Source organism: uncultured Actinomyces sp., from assembly GCF_963526355.1.
GTDB lineage: Bacteria > Actinomycetota > Actinomycetes > Actinomycetales > Actinomycetaceae > Actinomyces.
Map to the genome: position 1 here is coordinate 1 of NZ_CAUROW010000046.1, position 17,589 is coordinate 17,589.

Genomic DNA, 17,589 nt, shown 5'->3' on the forward strand with positions numbered 1-17,589 from the left:
GCCGACCGGTGGCCCGACGTCGATAAGGGGCGAGGCGGTCGCGGCTCAGTGACGCTCGTGGACAACGACACCGGAGACGTCGGCGTCCTCCAGACGCACCACTCGCGAGCCGGACACCAGCCGGTGCCCCAACCAGATGGCCCCGAAGACCGGCAGACCGATGTAGGAGGAGAGCACCTCCAGCAGCTGTCCCTTGAAGACCGCCTCGTAGTTCTGGCCCAGAATCACCAGAGCGCACAGGGCGAAGGCCAGGATCGGCCCCAACGGGAACCAGGGCGCCCGGTAAGGCAGATCGGCCGGGTCATTGCCCTGGAGCACGTAGGCGCGCCGGAAGCGGAAGTGGCACGCCGCGATCCCCAACCACACGATGAATCCGCACAGGGCCGAGACATTGAGCAGCCACGTGTAGGCGGTGTCCTGACCCACCACGGCGGTGAGGAACCCTGCCGCTCCCACCAGCGCCGTCGCTCCCAGGGCCCGCACCGGTACCCCGTGACGGTTCACGTAGGAGAACCAAGCCGGCGCCTGGCCCTGCAGGGCCATCGAGTGCAACATACGGGTCGAGGCGTACAGGCCGGAGTTGCCGGCGCTGAGCACTGCAGTGAGGATGACCGCGTTCATCAGGGCCGCCGCGATCCCGATGCCCGCCCGCTCGAAGACCAGGGTGAAGGGCGAATAGGAGATGTCCGAGGTGTCCGAGCGCAGCAGGTTGGGATCCGTGTAGGGCACCAGGAAACCGATGACCGCGATCGCCCCGATGTAGAAGATCATGATTCGCCAGAACACCGTGTGGATCGCCTTGGGCACGTCACGGCGCGGATTGCGGGCCTCACCGGCTGCCACGCCCACGAGTTCGGTGCCCTGGAAGGAGAACCCGGCCACCATGAACACCGACACGATCGCCAGCATCCCACCATGGAAAGGCGCGTCCCCTGTGGTCCAGTTGCTGAAGCCTGCGGGCCCACCGCCAATAACGCCTGCGATCATCGCCACGCCCGCGATCAGGAAGACGATGACCGTGACCACCTTGATGGTCGACAACCAGAACTCCCCTTCGCCGAAGGCCCTGGCGGACAAGGCATTGAGCGTCGTCAACAGGGCCAGAAACAGCGCTGCCCAGATCCATGAGGGCACCCCCGGCAGCCAGTAGGCCATGACGATTCCGGCAGCCACCAGCTCGGCCGCCACCGTGATCGCCCAGTTGAACCAGTAGTTCCAGCCCATGGCGAAGCCGAAGGAGGGACTGACGAACCGGGTGGCGTAGGTCTGGAAGGAGCCGGCCACCGGCATGTGCGCCGTCATCTCCCCCAGCGACTGCATGAGCAGGAGCACCATGAGGCCGATCGCCGCGTAGGCCACCAGGGCACCACCCGGCCCAGCCGTGGAGACCGTGGCCCCCGAAGCCACGAACAGCCCCGTACCGATGGCACCACCAATGGCGATCATCTGCATGTGCCGGCTGGTCAGGCTGCGATGCAGCCCGCTGCCCTCCTCCAGGGCCTCGTTCGAGATCTGAAGGGAGTCCACAGAGGCCGAAGCATGTGCTACGTCCACGGTGTCGGTACTACCTGCGCTACCAGCACTACCGGCATCATCAGCGGCGTCGGACCGATCACCCGGTTCGGCGGGAGGATGGCTGCTGGAGGCCGACTCGTCATGCTCGTCATGAGGGTGTGTCACCCAACCGAGGGTAATCGCAGAGTATGCAATCCGGCGTTCACCTGGACCAGTCTCATGTTGTCCCGGCGTGTGTTGACGGTCTCAGAAGCGGCACCATCGACCGCTGCCGGCGGCCTTCCGAGGCCATCATCGGTCATCTGCCTCCATCAACCATCACGGCGGGGGCTGCGGAGCCTCAGCAGGTGTGGTCGGTGACCGGCTCGCGACGCTTGTGGGTGGCCGGGACGCCCTGGGCGGCCATGAGATCGGCACGCAGGTTCTTGGGCAGGGAGAAGGAGATCTTCTCCGTGGTAGTGCGTACCTCCTCGACGTCGTCGAAGCCGAACTCGGCCAGGTGCTCGATCACCTCGCGCACGAGGATCTCCGGCACCGAGGCGCCCGAGGTCAGGCCGATCGTCTCGACGCCGTCGAGCCAGGTCGGGTCGATCTCACTGGCGAAGTCCACCCGGTGGGAGGCTCCCGCACCGGCCTCCAGGGCCACTTCCTTGAGACGCACCGAGTTGGAGGAGTTGCCCGATCCGACGACGATCATGAGGTCCACCTGAGGGGCGATCCGTTTGACCGCGCCCTGACGGTTCTGGGTGGCGTAGCAGATGTCCTCGCCAGGCGGGTCGATCATCTCCGGGAAGCGCTCGCGCAGCAGGCGCACCGTCTCCAGGGTCTCGTCGACACTCAGTGTGGTCTGGCTGATCCATACGACCTTGGAGGGGTCGCGCACCTCGACCTGGTCCACCTCGTGGGGGCCGTTGACGACTTGGATGTGCTTGGGGGCCTCACCCTGGGTGCCCTCGACCTCCTCATGGCCGGTGTGCCCCACGAGGATGATGTCGTAGTCCTTGGCCGCGAAGCGCACCGCCTGCTTGTGCACCTTGGTCACCAGTGGACAGGTCGCGTCGATCGTGGCCAGTCGGCGCTCGGCGGCCTCGGCGTGGACGGCCGGGGAGACGCCGTGGGCGGAGAAGACCACGCGGGCGCCCACCGGAACCTCGTCGGTCTCGGAGACGAAGATGGCGCCGCGCTTCGAGAGGGCATCCACGACGAACTTGTTGTGGACGATCTCCTTACGCACGTAAATCGGCGCCCCGTAGTGAGCCAGAGCCTGCTCGACGGCGTCGACGGCGCGATCCACACCGGCGCAGTAGCCGCGCGGGGCGGCCATGAGGATCCGCTTGCCGCCTTTGACGGGAGGCTCAACGGCATCGCGACCGGTCTCAAAACCGGGTCCGAGGCCGGCCGTGGGCGCGGCGGCGGTCTGCTCGCTGGCGAGCTCGGTCATCGTCACGGCAACCACTGTGCCACAGTGGGACCCAGGTCCCCAGTGATGGACGTGGCACAGTGGTGCATGTGACAGGCCAGAGCCCCACCCAAACCAGCCCGCAGTCCTCCCCCGACGGCGGCGCGGTGCCCACCTCCGCCACGGACGGCGCCCCGCAGGAGCTGGCACCGCGCGCGAATCTCACTACTGCGGAGAACCCGTGGCCGCTGCGGCTGCTGTCCTCCAAGATCGACCAGTACGTCGCCCGCATGAGCCAGGTGTGGGTGGAGGGCCAGATCATCCAGCTCAACCGCCGTCCCGGCGCCGGGATGGCCTTCCTCACCCTGCGGGACACGGACGCCGACGTCTCCATGTCGGTGGCCATCTACGCGCGCGTCCTCGACGCCGTCCTGGCCCGCACCGGTGCCGAGCTGAGCGAGGGCGCCCGCGTGGTGGTCCGTGCCAAGCCCACCTTCTGGACCAAGCGGGGCTCCCTGCAGCTGCAGGCCGACGACATCCGGCCCATCGGCGTCGGCGACCTGCTGGCCCGTATCGAGCAGCTGCGCCGTATCCTGGCCGCCGAGGGCCTGTTCGACGCCGAGCGCAAGCGCCCCCTGCCCTTCCTGCCGCGTAAGGTGGGACTCGTGTGCGGCCGCCAGGCCAAGGCCAAGGACGACGTGCTGGTCAACGCCCGCCTGCGCTGGCCCGGCCTGCCCTTCGAGGTCCGGGAGGTCGCCGTCCAGGGGGCGCGCGCCGTCGGTGAGGTCACCCGCGCCATCCAGGAGCTCGACGCCGATGCGCAGATCGACGTCATCGTCGTGGCCCGTGGGGGCGGCGCCGTCGAGGATCTGCTGCCATTCTCCGACGAGGGGCTCGTGCGCGCCGCAGCAGCCTGCCGCACGCCGTTGGTCTCGGCGATCGGCCACGAGACCGACTGCCCTCTGCTGGACCTGGTGGCCGACTACCGGGCCTCCACTCCCACCGACGCCGCCCGCCGGATCGTCCCCGACCTCGCCCAGGAGACGGTGGGTCTGGACTCGGCCCGCGAGCGCCTTCGCACCGTGCTGGCCTCGCGGCTGGACGCCGAGCAGGCGGCCCTGGACCAGCTGCGGGCCCGGCCGGTCATGGCCGACCCCACCTCGATCGTGCGCGACCGGGTCATCGAGCTGGGCCAGGCCCGCGACCGGATGCGCCGGGCCGTGGGCCACCGTCTGTCGCTGGCGGCCGCGGACCTGCGCGCCGACCACGCCCGGCTGACGGCGCTGTCACCGCAGGGGGTCCTGGACCGCGGCTACACGATCCTGCGCACCCCCGGCGGGAAGGTCATCACCAGCGCCGAGGACGTCAAGAAGGGCGACCTCATCGAGGGGGTTCTGGCTCAGGGCCGGCTCGTCGCCCAGATCGTCGGCGCCACCAGGCCTCGGCCAACCGCTGTCGACTGAGCAGCGGCTGAGCGCTGGCGAAGCCCTGGGGACGCGCTCCAAGATGCATCGCGGACGCACCTTAGGACTCGCGGACGCCACCCTAGGGGCCAGTCGTCGAGACCTATGGTGCGTCCGCGCGCTTCGGTCGTGGCCCGGCCCGTGCGAGAATCGAGGAGTGAGCTCCGAGATGAACCCCGGCCCATACTCCGACCAGTACCCAGACGAGTACTCACCCCAGAACAGTCCCTACTCAGCGCCCTCAGGGTCTTCAACGTCGTCGGCATCCTCCGCCAACGGAGCCTCCGGCACCAATGAGGACGTGGCCTCGCTCAGTTACGAGCGGGCCCGCGAGGAGCTGGTGGCTGTCGTGCAGCGCCTCGAGGCGGGTTCCGTCCCGCTGGAGGACTCCCTGGCCCTGTGGGAGCGCGGCGAGGCCCTGGCCCAGCGCTGCCAGACCTGGCTCGACGACGCTCGTGCGCGCCTGGCTGCGGTCGCGCAGGACGACTCCGAGGACTGATGTTCAGTCTCCCACCCGTGTCCACATTCCAAGAGGTCGTGGATTGAGGTGCGGAAGTGAGGCCGCGAGGTTGAGCGGCGCTGACCCGCTCACCACGCGGCACGGGTCGGGGACGTACTTTCCCCATGAGGACTGCGTTTTGCTCCAGATGACTGGGGCCAGGTCGTCACCATCCTGGATGAAAGTACGTCCTCAGTACGAAGCGCAGCCCCCAACTCGGTCATGCGCAGCCGTCCGTCGTCTCAGGGGCTGCTCGTCCTGTGCTCGGCGCCCCGACACAGTCCGATCGACCCCAGGTCACCGCTCCTGAGCGCATTCGTGTCCATATCTGCCACAAAGGGACTCCGACGCCCTTCAAGCAAACGAACGGAACCGCGGAATCATGCGGTTTCTTCTTCGCAGCGATAACTTCGCCGCCGCCTTTGTGGCAGATTTGGACATCATCGGGCGAGACATGCCCTGAGGGCGGTGCCGGATCGGTAGTCTGTGAGCATTCATCCTCCGGCCCCACTCATCGACCAGTCCGCCGACTATCCACGGAGAGCTTCGCGCCGTCGCGTCCCCTCCGCCCTTCCCACTTCGCTCCGTCTCACCTCACTCACAGCGACCGGTCCCCGGTCCCCGCACAAAGGAGTCACCCATGACCGCACCCGGCCGCCAAGGATCCGCCCTCGTCATCGGCGAGGCCCTGGTCGACGTCGTCATCCACCCCGGGCAGGAGCCCGTGGACATCCCCGGCGGCTCGCCCGCCAACGTCGCCCTGGGACTGGCGCGTCTGGGCCGCGACGCCGAGCTGCACTGCTGGATCGGCACCGACGAGCGCGGTAAGGCCGTGCGCGCCCACCTGGAGGCCTCCGGGGTCCGCCTGGCTGCGGGCGCCGACGGCGCCGAGCGCACCTCGACGGCGCAGGCCACCATCGGTGAGGACCATGCCGCCAGCTATGTCTTCGACCTGGACTGGAACCCGCCACGCCCGAACCTGACCGACGGGGAGGCACCACTGCTGGTGCACACCGGCTCGATCGCGGCGATCCTGGCCCCCGGCGCCGACACCGTGGAGCAGGTGCTGCGCGAGACCCGCGCCACCTCCACCATCGCCTACGACCCCAACGCCCGTCCCCAGCTCATGGGGGCCCCTGAGGACGCCCGCCGGATCGTCGAGCGCCTGGTTGCACTGTCCGACCTGGTCAAGTGCTCTGATGAGGACATCGCCTGGCTCTACGGCCAGGACGCGGACCTGGAGACGGTGCTTCGCTCCTGGCTGGAGGCGGGGGCCGCCGTCGTAGTCGTCACGCGAGGTAAGGAGGGCGCCCTGGCCCTGTCCGCCTCCGGGGTGCGCCTGGAGGTGCCCGCCGACCCGAGTGTCGTCGTGGCAGACACGGTCGGCGCCGGTGACTCCTTCATGGGCGGGCTGGAGGACGCCCTGTGGAGCGAGGACCTCGTGGGCGCGGACCGGCGCGAGGCGCTGCGCGCCGTGGATGCCGAGACCCTGGAGCGGATCATGCGCCACGCCTCGGCCATCGCCGACATCACGGTCTCGCGGGCCGGGGCCAACCCGCCCACCCGCGACGAGCTGCCCTGAGCCGATGAGCCTGCGCCGCCGCGATCAGCGCAGGATCGCAGCGGCCAGCAGGACCACGGGCACGAACCCGGCAGTGGTCAGCAGGACCGCGTCGCGGGCCAGGTCCTTGTCCACCCCGTAGCGCGAGGCGTACATGAAGACGTTCTGCGCCGTGGGCAGGGCTGCGGTGACGACCGGGGTCAGCAGTTGTGCACCACCGAGTCCCGCCGCCAGCCCAACGACGACCGCCAGCCCCGGCATGACCGCGAGCTTCCAGCCCACGGCCAGCCACAGACCGCTGCGCCGGTCAGCGCCTAGGACGGGCGCATCCGGCCCGGGACTCCGCAGGGGCCGGGGCGCACCGGCCAGGCTCATGCCCAGCGCCAGCATCATGAGCGGCACCGCGATGCGCCCGAGCATCTCCAGGCCCTGGGCCGGGTAGCCTCCGCACCACGCCTCCAGGCTCACTCCGCCCAAGTTCGCTGCGGTGCCAGTCACGACGCCCCACAGCAGCGGATTACGCAGCGGGACGGTCAGGGTCGCCAGTCGAGACGGGTTACCGCGGCGGGTGACGGCGTCGAGCACGGTGAAGGTGACGGGGGTGAGCACCAGGAGCTGGAGCAGGAGGATCGGGGCGATGGTGGCCGCATCCCCCAGGACGAGGACGGCCACCGGGATCCCCAGGTTCGCGGCGTTGACGTAGCCGGAGGCGAGCGCGCCGATAGTGGCCTCGGCGGTGGAGCGGCGCAGCACGAGACGGTGCAGGCTCCAGGCGGAGACGATGGCCGCGAGCTCGGCGGCCACGGCCACGGCGGTGGTCCGGGAGACGACGGCCGTGAGGTCCGCCCGGCTCAGGGTGGTCACCAGGAGCGCTGGGGTCGCGGCGAAGAAGCACACGCGGGTGAGGACCCCGTCGGCGTCGGCCGGGACGGCCCGAGTCCGCACCAGCAGCCAGCCGACGGCGATAACGGTGCCGAAGACGGCCAGCCCCGCGACGACATCAGCCATAGCCTCAACTCCCCCTCTCATAGGACGCAGCACGATGAGTTCGTAGGGTGGAGCGCGCCTTCGTACCCTCTACCCCTCGGACGCGATCCTTAAGGCACGACCGCATGAGGGCGGGGACGGCGACGGAGTCCGGTGTACGACCGCGTGGGCAAAGCGCGCGGGCGAAGAACGGTCGCTAGCCGACCGGCTCGAGGTCCACCCAGGTGCCGACGTGATCGGAGACGATGAAGGAGACCGTCCCCCAGCCCACGGCGCGCAGCAGCGGGTTTCCAGAGCCTCCGACGCCCGACGACGTGGCCGCCGCGGCCACGGCCTCATCTTCCGGGAGCGGCAGGCCGTCGGGACCGGTGGGCCACGGGTCGGTCAGAACCTGATCGATGCGTCGTTTGGGAGCGGCCGCCGGGAAGGTGGCCCCCTCCCCCAGAGTCCGCCCCGGCCCCAGGGCCGCGACCTGCTCCGCGTTCAGATTGTAGTCGCCCACGAGCAGATGTGGTCCGGGCAGCCCGGTCAGCGCCCCCCAGGCGGCAGCGAGCTGACGGGCCGCCATGGACTCGCGGGTCGCCAGGTGCGTGGAGGCGACCGACAACTGCCGGACCGGGCCGACGACATCTTCCGGCAAGTCGAGAGTGGCAGCCACCATGACGCGCTGGGAGGCAGTGGACACGTGGTAGGAGCGAGGATCCCAGGCCCGTTCTCCGCGCTTCTCCACGCTGAGGGCTCCGCGTCCGAGGCGCTTGATGTGCCAGCTGACGGCCGGGAAACGGGAGATGAGGGCGTTGCCGTAGCCGATCGGCCCGGCGCCGACAGCGGCGCGCAGCGGCCCGAGCACGTCGTCAGTCGGTGAACTCAGTGCGCTGCGCAGGGGGCGACGACGCAGGCCCACGACCGGCCCGGCGTAGCAGGCGGCGAAGCGGCAGCTGGGCATGCCCAGCTCCTCGGCCAGGAAGGCCGCCTGGGCCAAGCGCCCGGACCGGGCCTGCCCCAGGTCCACCTCCTGGAGGGCGATGACATCGGGGGCAAGCTCGGCGATCTGAGCGGCAGTGGCCCGCATGACGGCTCGGGCGGTGGCCGGGTCGGAGATATCGGCACCCACCAGTGAGCCGGTGGCGGCGCTGCCGTCCCCGGCTCCGGCGCCGGGCAGGCCGTGCTGGAGGTTGAGGCTCAGGACCCGGATCATTCTCATTCCTCCTCGAAGATGAGGCTGACGGAGTTCATGCAATAGCGCTGGCCTGTGGGGGTCTGGGGGGCGTCGTCGAAGACGTGGCCCAGGTGGCCGGCGCAGGTGGCGCAGCGAACCTCGGTACGCACCATGCCGTGAGACGTGTCGGTACTCAGAGTGACAGCATCGAGGTTGGCAGGGTCGTAGAAGGATGGCCAGCCGCAGTGGGAGTCGAACTTGGTGGTGGAGCGGAACAGCTCGGCGCCGCAACCACGGCAGCGGTAGACGCCCTCACGCTGCTCGTCGAGCAGGGCCCCGGTGAAGGGCCGCTCGGTTCCGGCCTCACGCAGCACGTGGTACTCCATGGGGCTCAGGGCCGCGCGCCACTGCGCGTCGGTGCGCGCCGCGGCTTCCAGGTCGACGACCGGCTCGGAGGTTGTGGAGGCGGGTGTCACGGAGGGCTCGTCGCTCTCGTCGGTACTCATGGCCCCATCGTCACCCGCCCGACGGTGCCGGGCGAGCCGCGTTCACGCAGCGAAAACGCACCAATCCGCTCCGGCCCCGACCACCGAGTGCGCCCCGCTCACCCCACTCACCGGGGCCCAGTTAGAGATTGATGTTGCCCTGCTCTTTGTAGACGCCCGCCCCCTCTCACCGGGGCCCCAGGCCCCCGCGCCGAGCGCGGTGCAGCAGGGAGCGCCCCATGGCGCGACCCAGGTTGACGGCGCGCCTGGCCCCCCGGCCGTGCGCCGCCGTCTCCCCCTCCGCCTCTGTGACCGTATCGTCGTCACCGCCCGCCGTCCTGATGGCACTGTCGGCCTCTACCTTCTGCTTGGCGACGATCTCCTCGGCCGCACGAGCCACCTCCTCGGGTCCGAGGTCCTGGGTGACCTCGACCTGCTCGACCTCCACCCGCGTGCGCGGCAGGGCGTAGGGTGCCTCACGCTGCAGCCAGGTGACCAGTTCCTCACGCACGTAGGACTTGAGGGTGCCGACGTCGCCCGGGTAGGCTCCTGTGAGGACCACGCGCACGGTGACGTGACCGCTGACGGCGTCGGAGACGTCGAGGGAGGCCTGGCGCCCGTCCCAGACCGTGGAGGCGGCCACGAGCCGGGCCAGCTCGGCGCGCATCGCGGCGATGGGCACGCGCCAGTCCAGCTCGAGGGTGAAGGTGCCGGTGCTCTGGGACCCGCCGCGTGTCCAGTTGGCGAAGGGATTCTCGGTGAAGTGGGTCGAGGGCAGGATGAGGCGCCGCTCGTCCCAAGTACGCATGACCACGTAGGTCAGGGTGATCTCCTCAATGGTGCCCTGCTCGTCGTCGACGACGACGACATCATCCACGCGAATGGCGTCGGTGGTGGCCAGCTGGAGGCCGGCGAAGACGTTACCCAGCATGGAGCGTGCGGCCATACCGGCGATGACGGAGGCCAGACCGGCCGAGGCGAGCAGAGAGCCCATGGCCAGCTGGACGCTGGGGAAGGTCATGATGGCGCTGACGAGCCCGGCGATGACGATGATCACCTGGGCCACACGCCGGATGATCTGACTCTGAGTGGTCACGCGGTTGGCGCGACCCTGGTTATCGCCGGCCTGCACCCCTTTGACGACGGTGGACTCGATGGCCTTGGCGAAGGCGATGACGAGCCAGGTCACCGAGAAGATGAGCGCGATGGTCACCCCCCTCTCGATGACGACCATCATCGTCGAGTCCTCCTTGGTCTGCCGCAGCCCGGTCAGAGCGAGCTGGGTGCCCAGGAAGGCCCCGGTCATGGCGCCGACGGCGTAGGCGGGACGGCGCCCGAAGTCCACGATCTCGTGGTACAGGAGGCGGCGCCTGCCCATGAAGCTGAGGATCGACATGAGCACGACTGCGACCAGGATGCCGATGATGGCGCCGATGCCGGCCTGCAGGCCGATGACAGCAAGGTCGTTCGTCGTCTTGGTGACCACCTTGACGGTCTCATCCACATTGACGGACGGCATACCCGTGGGACCGGAGGTGGGCGTGGGAGTCGGGGTCGCCGAAGGATCCGCGCCGGGGGTCGCGGGTGGGGTGGTGGCCGCAAACAGCATGGATCCAGCCTATGCAGCGGGGCTGTGCCCGGGCTGTGACGAACGGCCGCTGGTGGAGGCGTTGATCCTCACTCACCTTCCATTAGACGTACTACGCGTGCCGTAGTACGTTAGACGCACATAAGGACGTCAGGGACCCGCCACCACGAACCAAGGAAGGAGGGCTTACATGATCAGCGCAGATGCCATTCGCGGCTACATCGACCTCATCGTCCTGTCCCTGCTCAAGCGGCAGTCGTCCTACGCCTACGAGCTCGCCAAGACCATCACCGAGATCTCCGACGGCGAGTACACCATCAAGCAGACCACCCTCTACACCGCCCTCAAGCGCCTGGAGTCCGCCGGACTGACCGCCTCCTACGCAGGGGTATCCGACTCCGGAAAGTCCCACACCTACTACCGCCTCACCCCCGAGGGCACCGCACACCTGGCAGCCAAGGTCTCCGAATGGGAGGACACCAAGACCCTCATCGACCGCTTCGCGAAAGGAGCCCACTGATGGACACCATCGAGACCTTCCTCGACAACATGTTCGCCCCCTACCCCGCCACGCCGCGCCTGACCGAGGCCCGCGGCGAGCTGCGCGCCATGATGGAGGACGCCTACAACGACGCCATTGCTCACGGCAAGACCCATAACGAGGCGGTCGGACAGGTCATCACCGACTTCGGCAACCTTCACGAGCTGGCCCCGGTCCTGGGCATCGCCGCGGATATCCGACCCGACGCCGAGCCTCAGGCCGCTCCCGCCGCAGACACCCCGACCGGGCCCAGCCGGCCCGCCTACCCGGTGGTGACGCTGCCCGAGGCTCAGGCCCTGGCCCAGGCCAAGCGAAGCACCGCCTCGCCCCTCGCCCATGCGGTCAGCCTCTTCGTCTGCGCCCCGACCGTGCTCATCGTCCTGACAAGCCTGACCCAGACCGGACGGATAGCCATCAGCGACAACACGGCCTCCTTCATCGGCATCGCCTTCGCCCTGCTGCTCGTGGGCCTGGGCGTGGGCATGCTGGTGCAGCGCCGAGCGGCCTTCTCCTCCGTGCGCCACCTCATCGAGGGCAAGTTCACCCCGGACCCGGTGGTGACCGCCTGGGCGGCCCGCGAACGCCTCAACCAGGAGACGGTTCGCACCCGCCGGCTGACGATCGCGGTCTTCCTGTGTATCGTCTCCGCGCTGCCGATCCTGGCCGTGGGCATGCTCGTCTCCGAACAGGACTCTCCCTCGGAGCTCTACGGCGTCGGCGTCGCGATCTCACTGGTCATCATCGCGTCAGGGCTGACCATCTACCTGCCCGCTACATGGGCAGCCTCCACCTACACGGCCCTGACCCACTCGGGCGGCTCCGAGGAGGACGATGCCCCTCTCATCAACTTCGTGGCCAGCATCTACTGGCCGGGCATGGTCGTCATCTTCCTGGTGTGGAGCTTCGCGTTCAACGCCTGGAAGTTCTCCTGGATCATGTGGCCGATCGCCGGCGCCCTGTTCGGGCTCTTCGCCAGCGTCCGCACCGCCTGGCGCAAGTTGCACTGACTACCCGCTCCGAGCGACTAACCCACCCGACGCACGAGGATAGGCCCGGAACCTTGTGGGTTCCGGGCCTCTCGCGGTGACTCCGACCGCCCCCTGCTCCGGGGCCCGGTTGGGGCAGAGGAGATCACTCCTCAGCGAGGGTGGACACGTCACCCTCATCCTGCCCCAACGCCCGGGCCCGCAGCACCCGGCGCAGGATCTTGCCCGAACGGGTCTTGGGCAGCGACTCGAGAAAGACGAAGGACTCCGGCTTGGCGATCGGCGACAGGGACGCCGCCACGTGCTGACGCAGCTCGGCCTCGAGCTCACGCGAAGACTCGACCCCGGCGGCCAGGACGACGGCGACGTGGACGGAGTGCCCCTTGACCTCGTGGGGCAGGCCGACGGCGGCGGCCTCGGTCACCGCGGAGTGGGAGACGAGCGCTGACTCGATCTCAGCCGTGCCCAGGCGGTGGCCGGAGACCTTGATGACGTCGTCGGTGCGCCCAATGATCCAGAACCAGCCGTCGGCATCGCGCTTGGCCGAGTCCCCGGTCAGGTACAGGCCCGGGTACTTGCTCCAATAGGTGTCCACGTAGCGCTGCGGGTCGCGGAAGAGAGTGCGCATCATCGAGGGCCAGGGCCGCTTGAGGACGAGGTTCCCCTCGACGCCGTCGGGGACCTCCCGGCCCTCCTCATCAACGACGGCCGCCTCCTGGCCGAACACCGGCCGGCCCGCCGCGCCGGGCTTCTGGGGCATGGAGGGCACCGTCGTGATCTGGAACATGCCGGTCTCGGTCTGCCACCAGGTGTCGATGATCGGGCAGCGGTCGGCACCCACGACGTGGTGGAACCAGCGCCACGCCTCGGGGTTGAGGGGCTCGCCGACGCTGCCCAGCAGCCGCAGGCTGGACAGGTCGTGGCGCCGCACCCAGGCCTCGCCGAAACGCATGAGTGTGCGGATAGCTGTAGGGGCGGTGTAGAAGGCGTTGATGCCGTAGCGCTCGATGAGGTGCCACCAGCGATCCGGGTAGGGGTAGGTCGGGTTTCCCTCATACATGAAGACGGTGGCGCCGTTGAGCAGTGGGCCGTAGACGAGGTAGCTGTGGCCGGTGATCCAGCCAGGGTCCGAGGTGCACCACCAGCGGTCGGCATCATGGACGTCAAAGCAGTCGTGGAGAGTGGCATAGGTGCCCACCTGGTAGCCGCCGTGGGAGTGCAGGATGGCCTTGGGCTTGCCGGTGGACCCGGAGGTGTAGAGGATGAACAGGGGGTCCTCGGCATCGACCTGCACGGTCTCGCAGCGGCCCTGGGCGATCGGGAGCTTGCACAGCTCGTGGTACCAGTGGTCGCGGATGGGGTCCATGACGGCCTCGGTGGCGGTGTTGCGCACGACGATGACGTTCTGGATAGTGGGCGAGAAGCGCACCGCGTCGTCGACGATCTTCTTCAAGGGGAAGACCTTGCCGTTGATCCACGAACCGTCGGCGGTGATGACGACCTTGGACTCCGAGTCATCGATACGCGCGCTCAAGGCGTCGGAGGAGTAGCCGGCGAAGACCACCGAGTGGATGGCCCCGAGCTTGGCGCAGGCGAGCATGGCGAAGAAGATCTCGGGGATTCGGGGCAGGTAGATCGTCACGACGTCGCCCTTGTCCACCCCCATAGCCTTGAGGACGTTGGCCATCCTCTCGACCTCCCGGCCCAGGTCGAAGTAGGAGAAGGTACGCACCTGCTCGACGTCCTCACCCACCCAGATGAGGGCGAGCTTGTTGCGGTGGGAGTTGGTCAGGTGCCGGTCGACGGCGTTGGAGACGATATTCGTCCGAGCACCGACGAACCAACGGTAGAAGGGGGCCCCGGACTCGTCGAGCACCGTGTCCCAGGGCTTGGACCACTCCAACTCACCGGCGCGTTCGGCCCAGTAGCCCTCCAGGTCCGCGGCGGCCCGCTCCTCCAGAGCGCGCCAGTCGCCGACCCAGGCGTTCGTGACGACATCAGGGGCGGGATGGATGGTCTCCTCCGACTCCTCCATCGGCTCACCCGGGGGCAGGGTCACGGTCCTTGAGATCATGGCGTCCTCCTTGTGCAGTATGAATATGGCGCCGTCACGCGGCGAGGGCCGTCTGACGACGCACCGGCCGTGTGGAGTGCAGGGCTCTCAGCACCCGTGAACGTGGCGGCGCACACATGCGGACTGCCATCATCCATCATGGAGGCCTGCTTGGCGACCGATATGGCGGAGGGATCTAGCAGGCGCCCCTCGGAAGGGGCCCGGCACGCTCAGCCCCGAACGGAGGCCCCTCCAGCAACGAGCGAAGGCCCGGAACCTTGTGGGTTCCGGGCCTCTCGCGGTGGCTCCGACCGGCGTCGATCCGGTGACCTTTCGATTTTCAGTCGAACGCTCTACCAACTGAGCTACAGAGCCTTTGGGATGGAATCGGTCCGACCATTTCTGATCGGACCGACCCTTTCCGCGACCTCGACGGGACTTGAACCCGCGACCTCCGCCGTGACAGGGCGGCGCGCTAACCAACTGCGCCACGAGGCCAGTGTGAATTCACTGTGGTTATTCACTTGTGCGAATCCGTACCCCCAACGGGATTCGAACCCGTGCTACCGCCGTGAAAGGGCGGGGTCCTGGGCCGCTAGACGATGGGGGCCAAGGGCCTTCGACGTCGTCGCGCCTCGAACCGGGATGAACACTAAGGGCACAGTCTCACGCAGCGCAAATCCCGACGGCGTGACCCTTCTCACCGCTTGGTTCTCGGCGGGATTCCCGAGCATGAGGACGACTGAGTTGACCCCAGCTGGCCCCAGTTGGCCCCGCACAGTCTGGCAGGCTGTCCCCGTGAGCCAGGCACACCACCAGAACAGGAATGGGGGCGACAGCGGCACAGACCGCACGGGCACAGTCGCGCCCCCTGCACCGCTCCTTGCGGAACAGGCGTCAGGGCGGATGTCGGAACAGGACTTCGAGGACGTCGTCGGCGAGGCCCTGGACCAGATTCCGGAGGACCTGGCCGAGGCGATGGACAACGTCGTCGTCCTCGTCGAGGACGAGCCCGACCCGGAGATGCTCACCGAGGAGGACTATGACGAGGCCGGACTGCCCACGCTCCTGGGGCTGTACGAAGGCGTTCCCCTCACCGAGCGCGACGAGGGCTGGTCCATGGTCCTGCCTGATCGCATCCTCATCTTCCGCGGGCCGCTGGAGCGCTGGTGCACCAACCGCGAGGAGCTGGTGGATGAGATCACGGTGACCGTCATCCATGAGGTCGCCCACCACTTCGGCATCCCTGACGAGCGTCTCCATGAGCTCGGCTGGCAATGAGGTCAGGAACAGCCGGGTCGCAGCATCCCACCAACGCCGCCGGGACTTAGTGTGGCCGGCATGAGCGACCATCACCGGCCGACCGCTCCGGGCGGTGTGGGGATTCCCGACTCCAGCGTCCCGGAGGAGCCCGCGCACCACCACGTCAGTCGGCGACCGCTGCTTCTGGCGACCCTGCTCAGTGCCGGCCCCCTGGCGGGGTGCTCGCTCACCCCGGCCTCCTCGCGGGCCGGAAGCGCCTCCCCCAGCACGAGGCCCACCACCCCGTCGCCGTCGACCGCTGCGGCCGCGAGCGCGACGCCATCGACCGCCACCCCCACGGCCACCGGCGCCCTGAAGGGCTGGAGCCTGGAGGAGAAGGTCGGTCAGCTCCTGATGGTCGGTGTTGACGCCACCTCCCCCGGGCAGGCCTCCACTGAGGCCGTCACCAATCTCCGCGTCGGCAACATCTTCATCGCCGGGCGCTCGACCGCCGGCAGCCAGACGGCCCGGAATGTCATCAGCACTTTCACCGCTATGGTCGGCCCCGATACGACCCACGACACCCCGATGCTCGTGGCCACCGACCAGGAGGGCGGCGAGGTCCAGGTCCTGTCCGGTTCGGGCATGTCCGACCTGCCCTCAGCGATGGACCAGTCGGCCCGACCGCGCGAGGAGCTGCTTGCCTCGGCCCGTACCTGGGGCAAGGAGCTGGCCGACGTCGGAGTCAATATGAACCTGGCGCCCGTCGTCGACCTGGTCGACATCGCCCAGCCGGCCATCAATGAGCCCATCGGCCGCTGGAACCGCGAGTACGGTCATGACGCCGCCACCATCTCCTCCCAGGCCGGCACCTTCGCCGAGGGGATGCGGGCCTGCGGCGTCATCCCCACTTATAAGCACTTCCCGGGCCTGGGGCGGGTGGCAGCCAATACGGACACCTCCGCCGACGTCGTCGACCGCACCACCGCCCGCAGCGGAGATGCGGCCGTCGGCGTCTTCGCCGACGCCATCGCCACCGGCGCGCAGGCCATCATGGTCTCCTCGGCGACTTACGCGCTGATCGATCCCGCAACACCGGCCGTCTTCTCCTCAGTGATCGTCACCGACATGCTGCGCACGGAATTGGGCTTCTCCGGCGTGGTCATCACCGACGACGTCTCCGCCGCCGCCCAAGTGCGGGGCGTTGCCGCCGGCGAGCGCGCGGTGCGGGCCATCCGGGCCGGCTGCGACATCGTGCTGGCCTCGGCCGACCCTGCGGCCGCCACCGACATGGTCGAGGCGCTTATCGCCGCCGCGCAGTCCGATACGGCCCTCGCAGCGCGGGTGGAGGAGTCGGCCGCTCGGGTTCTGGCGCTGAAGAACAGCCGCCAGTCCTGAGTGTTGATCTCGTCATCGGAGCCCCGGCGGGTCCCACCCTCGGGGAAGTCCCCGATCGCCGTCTCAGGGAAGTCCCCGATTGGACATCAGGGCTGGCCACAAGGGGTTTCTCCTCCTCCAGAAGGACCTTGCCCGAACGCGTCGGTGTCACACTTAGTTTATGAGTAACTCAACTCCTGCACCGATTCCCTCCCCATCCGTTCTCGCCCCTCACCGACCGGTAGACAATCCAGTGGTTTCCGCCCGCAGTCTCACAAAGGTCTACGGCCGCGGCTCAGGCGCGGTCAAGGCCCTCGACGCTGTCAATGTCGACATCGCCAGGGCCCGTTTCACCGCCATCATGGGCCCCTCCGGATCGGGCAAGTCCACCCTCATGCACTGCCTGGCCGGCCTGGACTCGGTGACCTCCGGGCAGATCATGCTCGACGGCGACATGGTCTCCTCCATGAGCCAGCGTCGCCTCACCCGCCTGCGCCGCGAGCGCATCGGTTTCATCTTCCAGTCCTTCAACCTGGTCCCCACCCTCTCCGCGGCCGAGAACATCACTCTGCCCCTGGACATCGCCCGCAAGAAGGTCAACCAGCGGCGCTTCGACCAGGTGGTCGATGCCGTCGGTCTCAAGGAGCGTCTGTCCCACCGGCCCGCCGAGCTCTCCGGGGGCCAGGTCCAGCGCGTGGCCTGCGCCCGAGCGCTCGTGGGCGAACCGGCAGTCG

General features: G+C 68.6%; 15 protein-coding genes and 3 tRNA genes. 8 read left to right on the forward strand and 10 right to left on the reverse strand.

The genetic code is table 11. The features are described 5' to 3' along the window. Positions 1 to 45: 45 nt before the first annotated feature. On the reverse strand, positions 46 to 1,680 hold the full coding sequence (locus tag RWR81_RS09280) for an amino acid permease (RefSeq protein ID WP_314457107.1): 1,635 nt from the start codon (positions 1,678 to 1,680) through the stop codon (positions 46 to 48). Between the two features lie 175 nt (positions 1,681 to 1,855). Beyond that, positions 1,856 to 2,971 (reverse strand): 4-hydroxy-3-methylbut-2-enyl diphosphate reductase, encoded by a 1,116-nt coding sequence (locus tag RWR81_RS09285; RefSeq protein WP_314457109.1) that lies wholly within the window; start codon positions 2,969 to 2,971, stop codon positions 1,856 to 1,858. A 44-nt stretch (positions 2,972 to 3,015) separates the two neighbouring features. Between RWR81_RS09285 and xseA the strand changes: the two genes are divergently transcribed. From xseA to RWR81_RS09300, 3 genes are all read left to right on the forward strand, one after another. Continuing rightward, positions 3,016 to 4,377 carry an exodeoxyribonuclease VII large subunit gene (gene xseA / locus RWR81_RS09290; RefSeq protein WP_314457111.1) on the forward strand — a complete coding sequence of 454 codons (1,362 nt, stop codon included), beginning with the start codon at positions 3,016 to 3,018 and terminating at the stop codon, positions 4,375 to 4,377. Positions 4,378 to 4,534: 157 nt separating this feature from the next. Then, positions 4,535 to 4,876 (forward strand): exodeoxyribonuclease VII small subunit, encoded by a 342-nt coding sequence (locus RWR81_RS09295; RefSeq protein ID WP_399498321.1) that lies wholly within the window; start codon positions 4,535 to 4,537, stop codon positions 4,874 to 4,876. Positions 4,877 to 5,516: 640 nt separating this feature from the next. Then, a complete protein-coding gene (locus RWR81_RS09300; protein ID WP_314457113.1) occupies positions 5,517 to 6,458 on the forward strand; it encodes a carbohydrate kinase in 942 nt (313 codons plus the stop codon). A 24-nt stretch (positions 6,459 to 6,482) separates the two neighbouring features. Here the strand turns inward: RWR81_RS09300 and RWR81_RS09305 are convergent, their stop codons facing one another. The 4 genes from RWR81_RS09305 to RWR81_RS09320 all read right to left on the reverse strand — a co-directional run bounded on the left by RWR81_RS09305 (position 6,483) and on the right by RWR81_RS09320 (position 10,677). Next, a complete protein-coding gene (locus RWR81_RS09305) occupies positions 6,483 to 7,445 on the reverse strand; it encodes an AEC family transporter (RefSeq protein ID WP_314457115.1) in 963 nt (320 codons plus the stop codon). Positions 7,446 to 7,620: 175 nt separating this feature from the next. Beyond that, on the reverse strand, positions 7,621 to 8,622 hold the full coding sequence (locus RWR81_RS09310) for an endonuclease/exonuclease/phosphatase family protein (protein ID WP_314457134.1): 1,002 nt from the start codon (positions 8,620 to 8,622) through the stop codon (positions 7,621 to 7,623). Between the two features lie 2 nt (positions 8,623 to 8,624). Next, a complete protein-coding gene (gene msrB, locus RWR81_RS09315; protein ID WP_314457117.1) occupies positions 8,625 to 9,089 on the reverse strand; it encodes a peptide-methionine (R)-S-oxide reductase MsrB in 465 nt (154 codons plus the stop codon). Positions 9,090 to 9,255: 166 nt separating this feature from the next. Continuing rightward, positions 9,256 to 10,677: a mechanosensitive ion channel domain-containing protein gene (locus RWR81_RS09320; RefSeq protein WP_314457119.1), complete on the reverse strand. Its 1,422-nt coding sequence runs from the start codon at positions 10,675 to 10,677 to the stop codon at positions 9,256 to 9,258. Positions 10,678 to 10,846: 169 nt separating this feature from the next. On the opposite strand from RWR81_RS09320, the gene RWR81_RS09325 reads away from it, so the two are divergent. After that, a complete protein-coding gene (locus tag RWR81_RS09325) occupies positions 10,847 to 11,176 on the forward strand; it encodes a helix-turn-helix transcriptional regulator (RefSeq protein WP_314457120.1) in 330 nt (109 codons plus the stop codon). Further along, on the forward strand, positions 11,176 to 12,204 hold the full coding sequence (locus RWR81_RS09330) for a permease prefix domain 1-containing protein (RefSeq protein WP_314457122.1): 1,029 nt from the start codon (positions 11,176 to 11,178) through the stop codon (positions 12,202 to 12,204). Before RWR81_RS09325 ends, RWR81_RS09330 begins: the two co-directional genes overlap by 1 nt. Before the next feature lie 124 nt (positions 12,205 to 12,328). Here the strand turns inward: RWR81_RS09330 and acs are convergent, their stop codons facing one another. The 4 genes from acs to RWR81_RS09350 form a co-directional block, all read right to left on the reverse strand. Beyond that, positions 12,329 to 14,257: an acetate--CoA ligase gene (gene acs, locus RWR81_RS09335; RefSeq protein WP_314457124.1), complete on the reverse strand. Its 1,929-nt coding sequence runs from the start codon at positions 14,255 to 14,257 to the stop codon at positions 12,329 to 12,331. 281 nt (positions 14,258 to 14,538) lie between these two features. Continuing rightward, a tRNA-Phe gene (locus RWR81_RS09340) sits at positions 14,539 to 14,611 on the reverse strand. A gap of 49 nt (positions 14,612 to 14,660) precedes the next feature. After that, positions 14,661 to 14,734: transfer RNA gene (locus RWR81_RS09345), tRNA-Asp, on the reverse strand. 39 nt (positions 14,735 to 14,773) lie between these two features. After that, a tRNA-Glu gene (locus RWR81_RS09350) sits at positions 14,774 to 14,846 on the reverse strand. 296 nt (positions 14,847 to 15,142) lie between these two features. Here RWR81_RS09350 and RWR81_RS09355 point away from each other — a divergent pair. The 3 genes from RWR81_RS09355 to RWR81_RS09365 form a co-directional block, all read left to right on the forward strand. Continuing rightward, positions 15,143 to 15,517, forward strand: coding sequence for a metallopeptidase family protein (locus RWR81_RS09355; protein WP_314457126.1), 375 nt, complete (start codon positions 15,143 to 15,145; stop codon positions 15,515 to 15,517). A 51-nt stretch (positions 15,518 to 15,568) separates the two neighbouring features. Further along, entirely contained in the window at positions 15,569 to 16,876 is a 1,308-nt protein-coding gene (locus RWR81_RS09360) for a glycoside hydrolase family 3 N-terminal domain-containing protein (RefSeq protein ID WP_314457128.1), read from the forward strand. A gap of 160 nt (positions 16,877 to 17,036) precedes the next feature. Beyond that, positions 17,037 to 17,589: ATP-binding cassette domain-containing protein (locus RWR81_RS09365; protein WP_314457130.1), on the forward strand; the 553-nt coding region annotated here is incomplete at its 3' end.

Bases quoted from the DNA above. Each gene is read 5' to 3' on its own strand.
- RWR81_RS09300 (WP_314457113.1), top strand. From the start codon at position 5,517: ATGACCGCACCCGGCCGCCAAGGATCCGCCCTCGTCATCGGCGAGGCC.
- RWR81_RS09305 (WP_314457115.1), bottom strand. From the start codon at position 7,445: ATGGCTGATGTCGTCGCGGGGCTGGCCGTCTTCGGCACCGTTATCGCC.
- RWR81_RS09310 (WP_314457134.1), bottom strand. From the start codon at position 8,622: ATGATCCGGGTCCTGAGCCTCAACCTCCAGCACGGCCTGCCCGGCGCC.
- msrB (WP_314457117.1), bottom strand. From the start codon at position 9,089: ATGAGTACCGACGAGAGCGACGAGCCCTCCGTGACACCCGCCTCCACA.
- RWR81_RS09320 (WP_314457119.1), bottom strand. From the start codon at position 10,677: ATGCTGTTTGCGGCCACCACCCCACCCGCGACCCCCGGCGCGGATCCT.
- RWR81_RS09325 (WP_314457120.1), top strand. From the start codon at position 10,847: ATGATCAGCGCAGATGCCATTCGCGGCTACATCGACCTCATCGTCCTG.
- RWR81_RS09330 (WP_314457122.1), top strand. From the start codon at position 11,176: ATGGACACCATCGAGACCTTCCTCGACAACATGTTCGCCCCCTACCCC.
- acs (WP_314457124.1), bottom strand. From the start codon at position 14,257: ATGATCTCAAGGACCGTGACCCTGCCCCCGGGTGAGCCGATGGAGGAG.
- RWR81_RS09355 (WP_314457126.1), top strand. From the start codon at position 15,143: ATGTCGGAACAGGACTTCGAGGACGTCGTCGGCGAGGCCCTGGACCAG.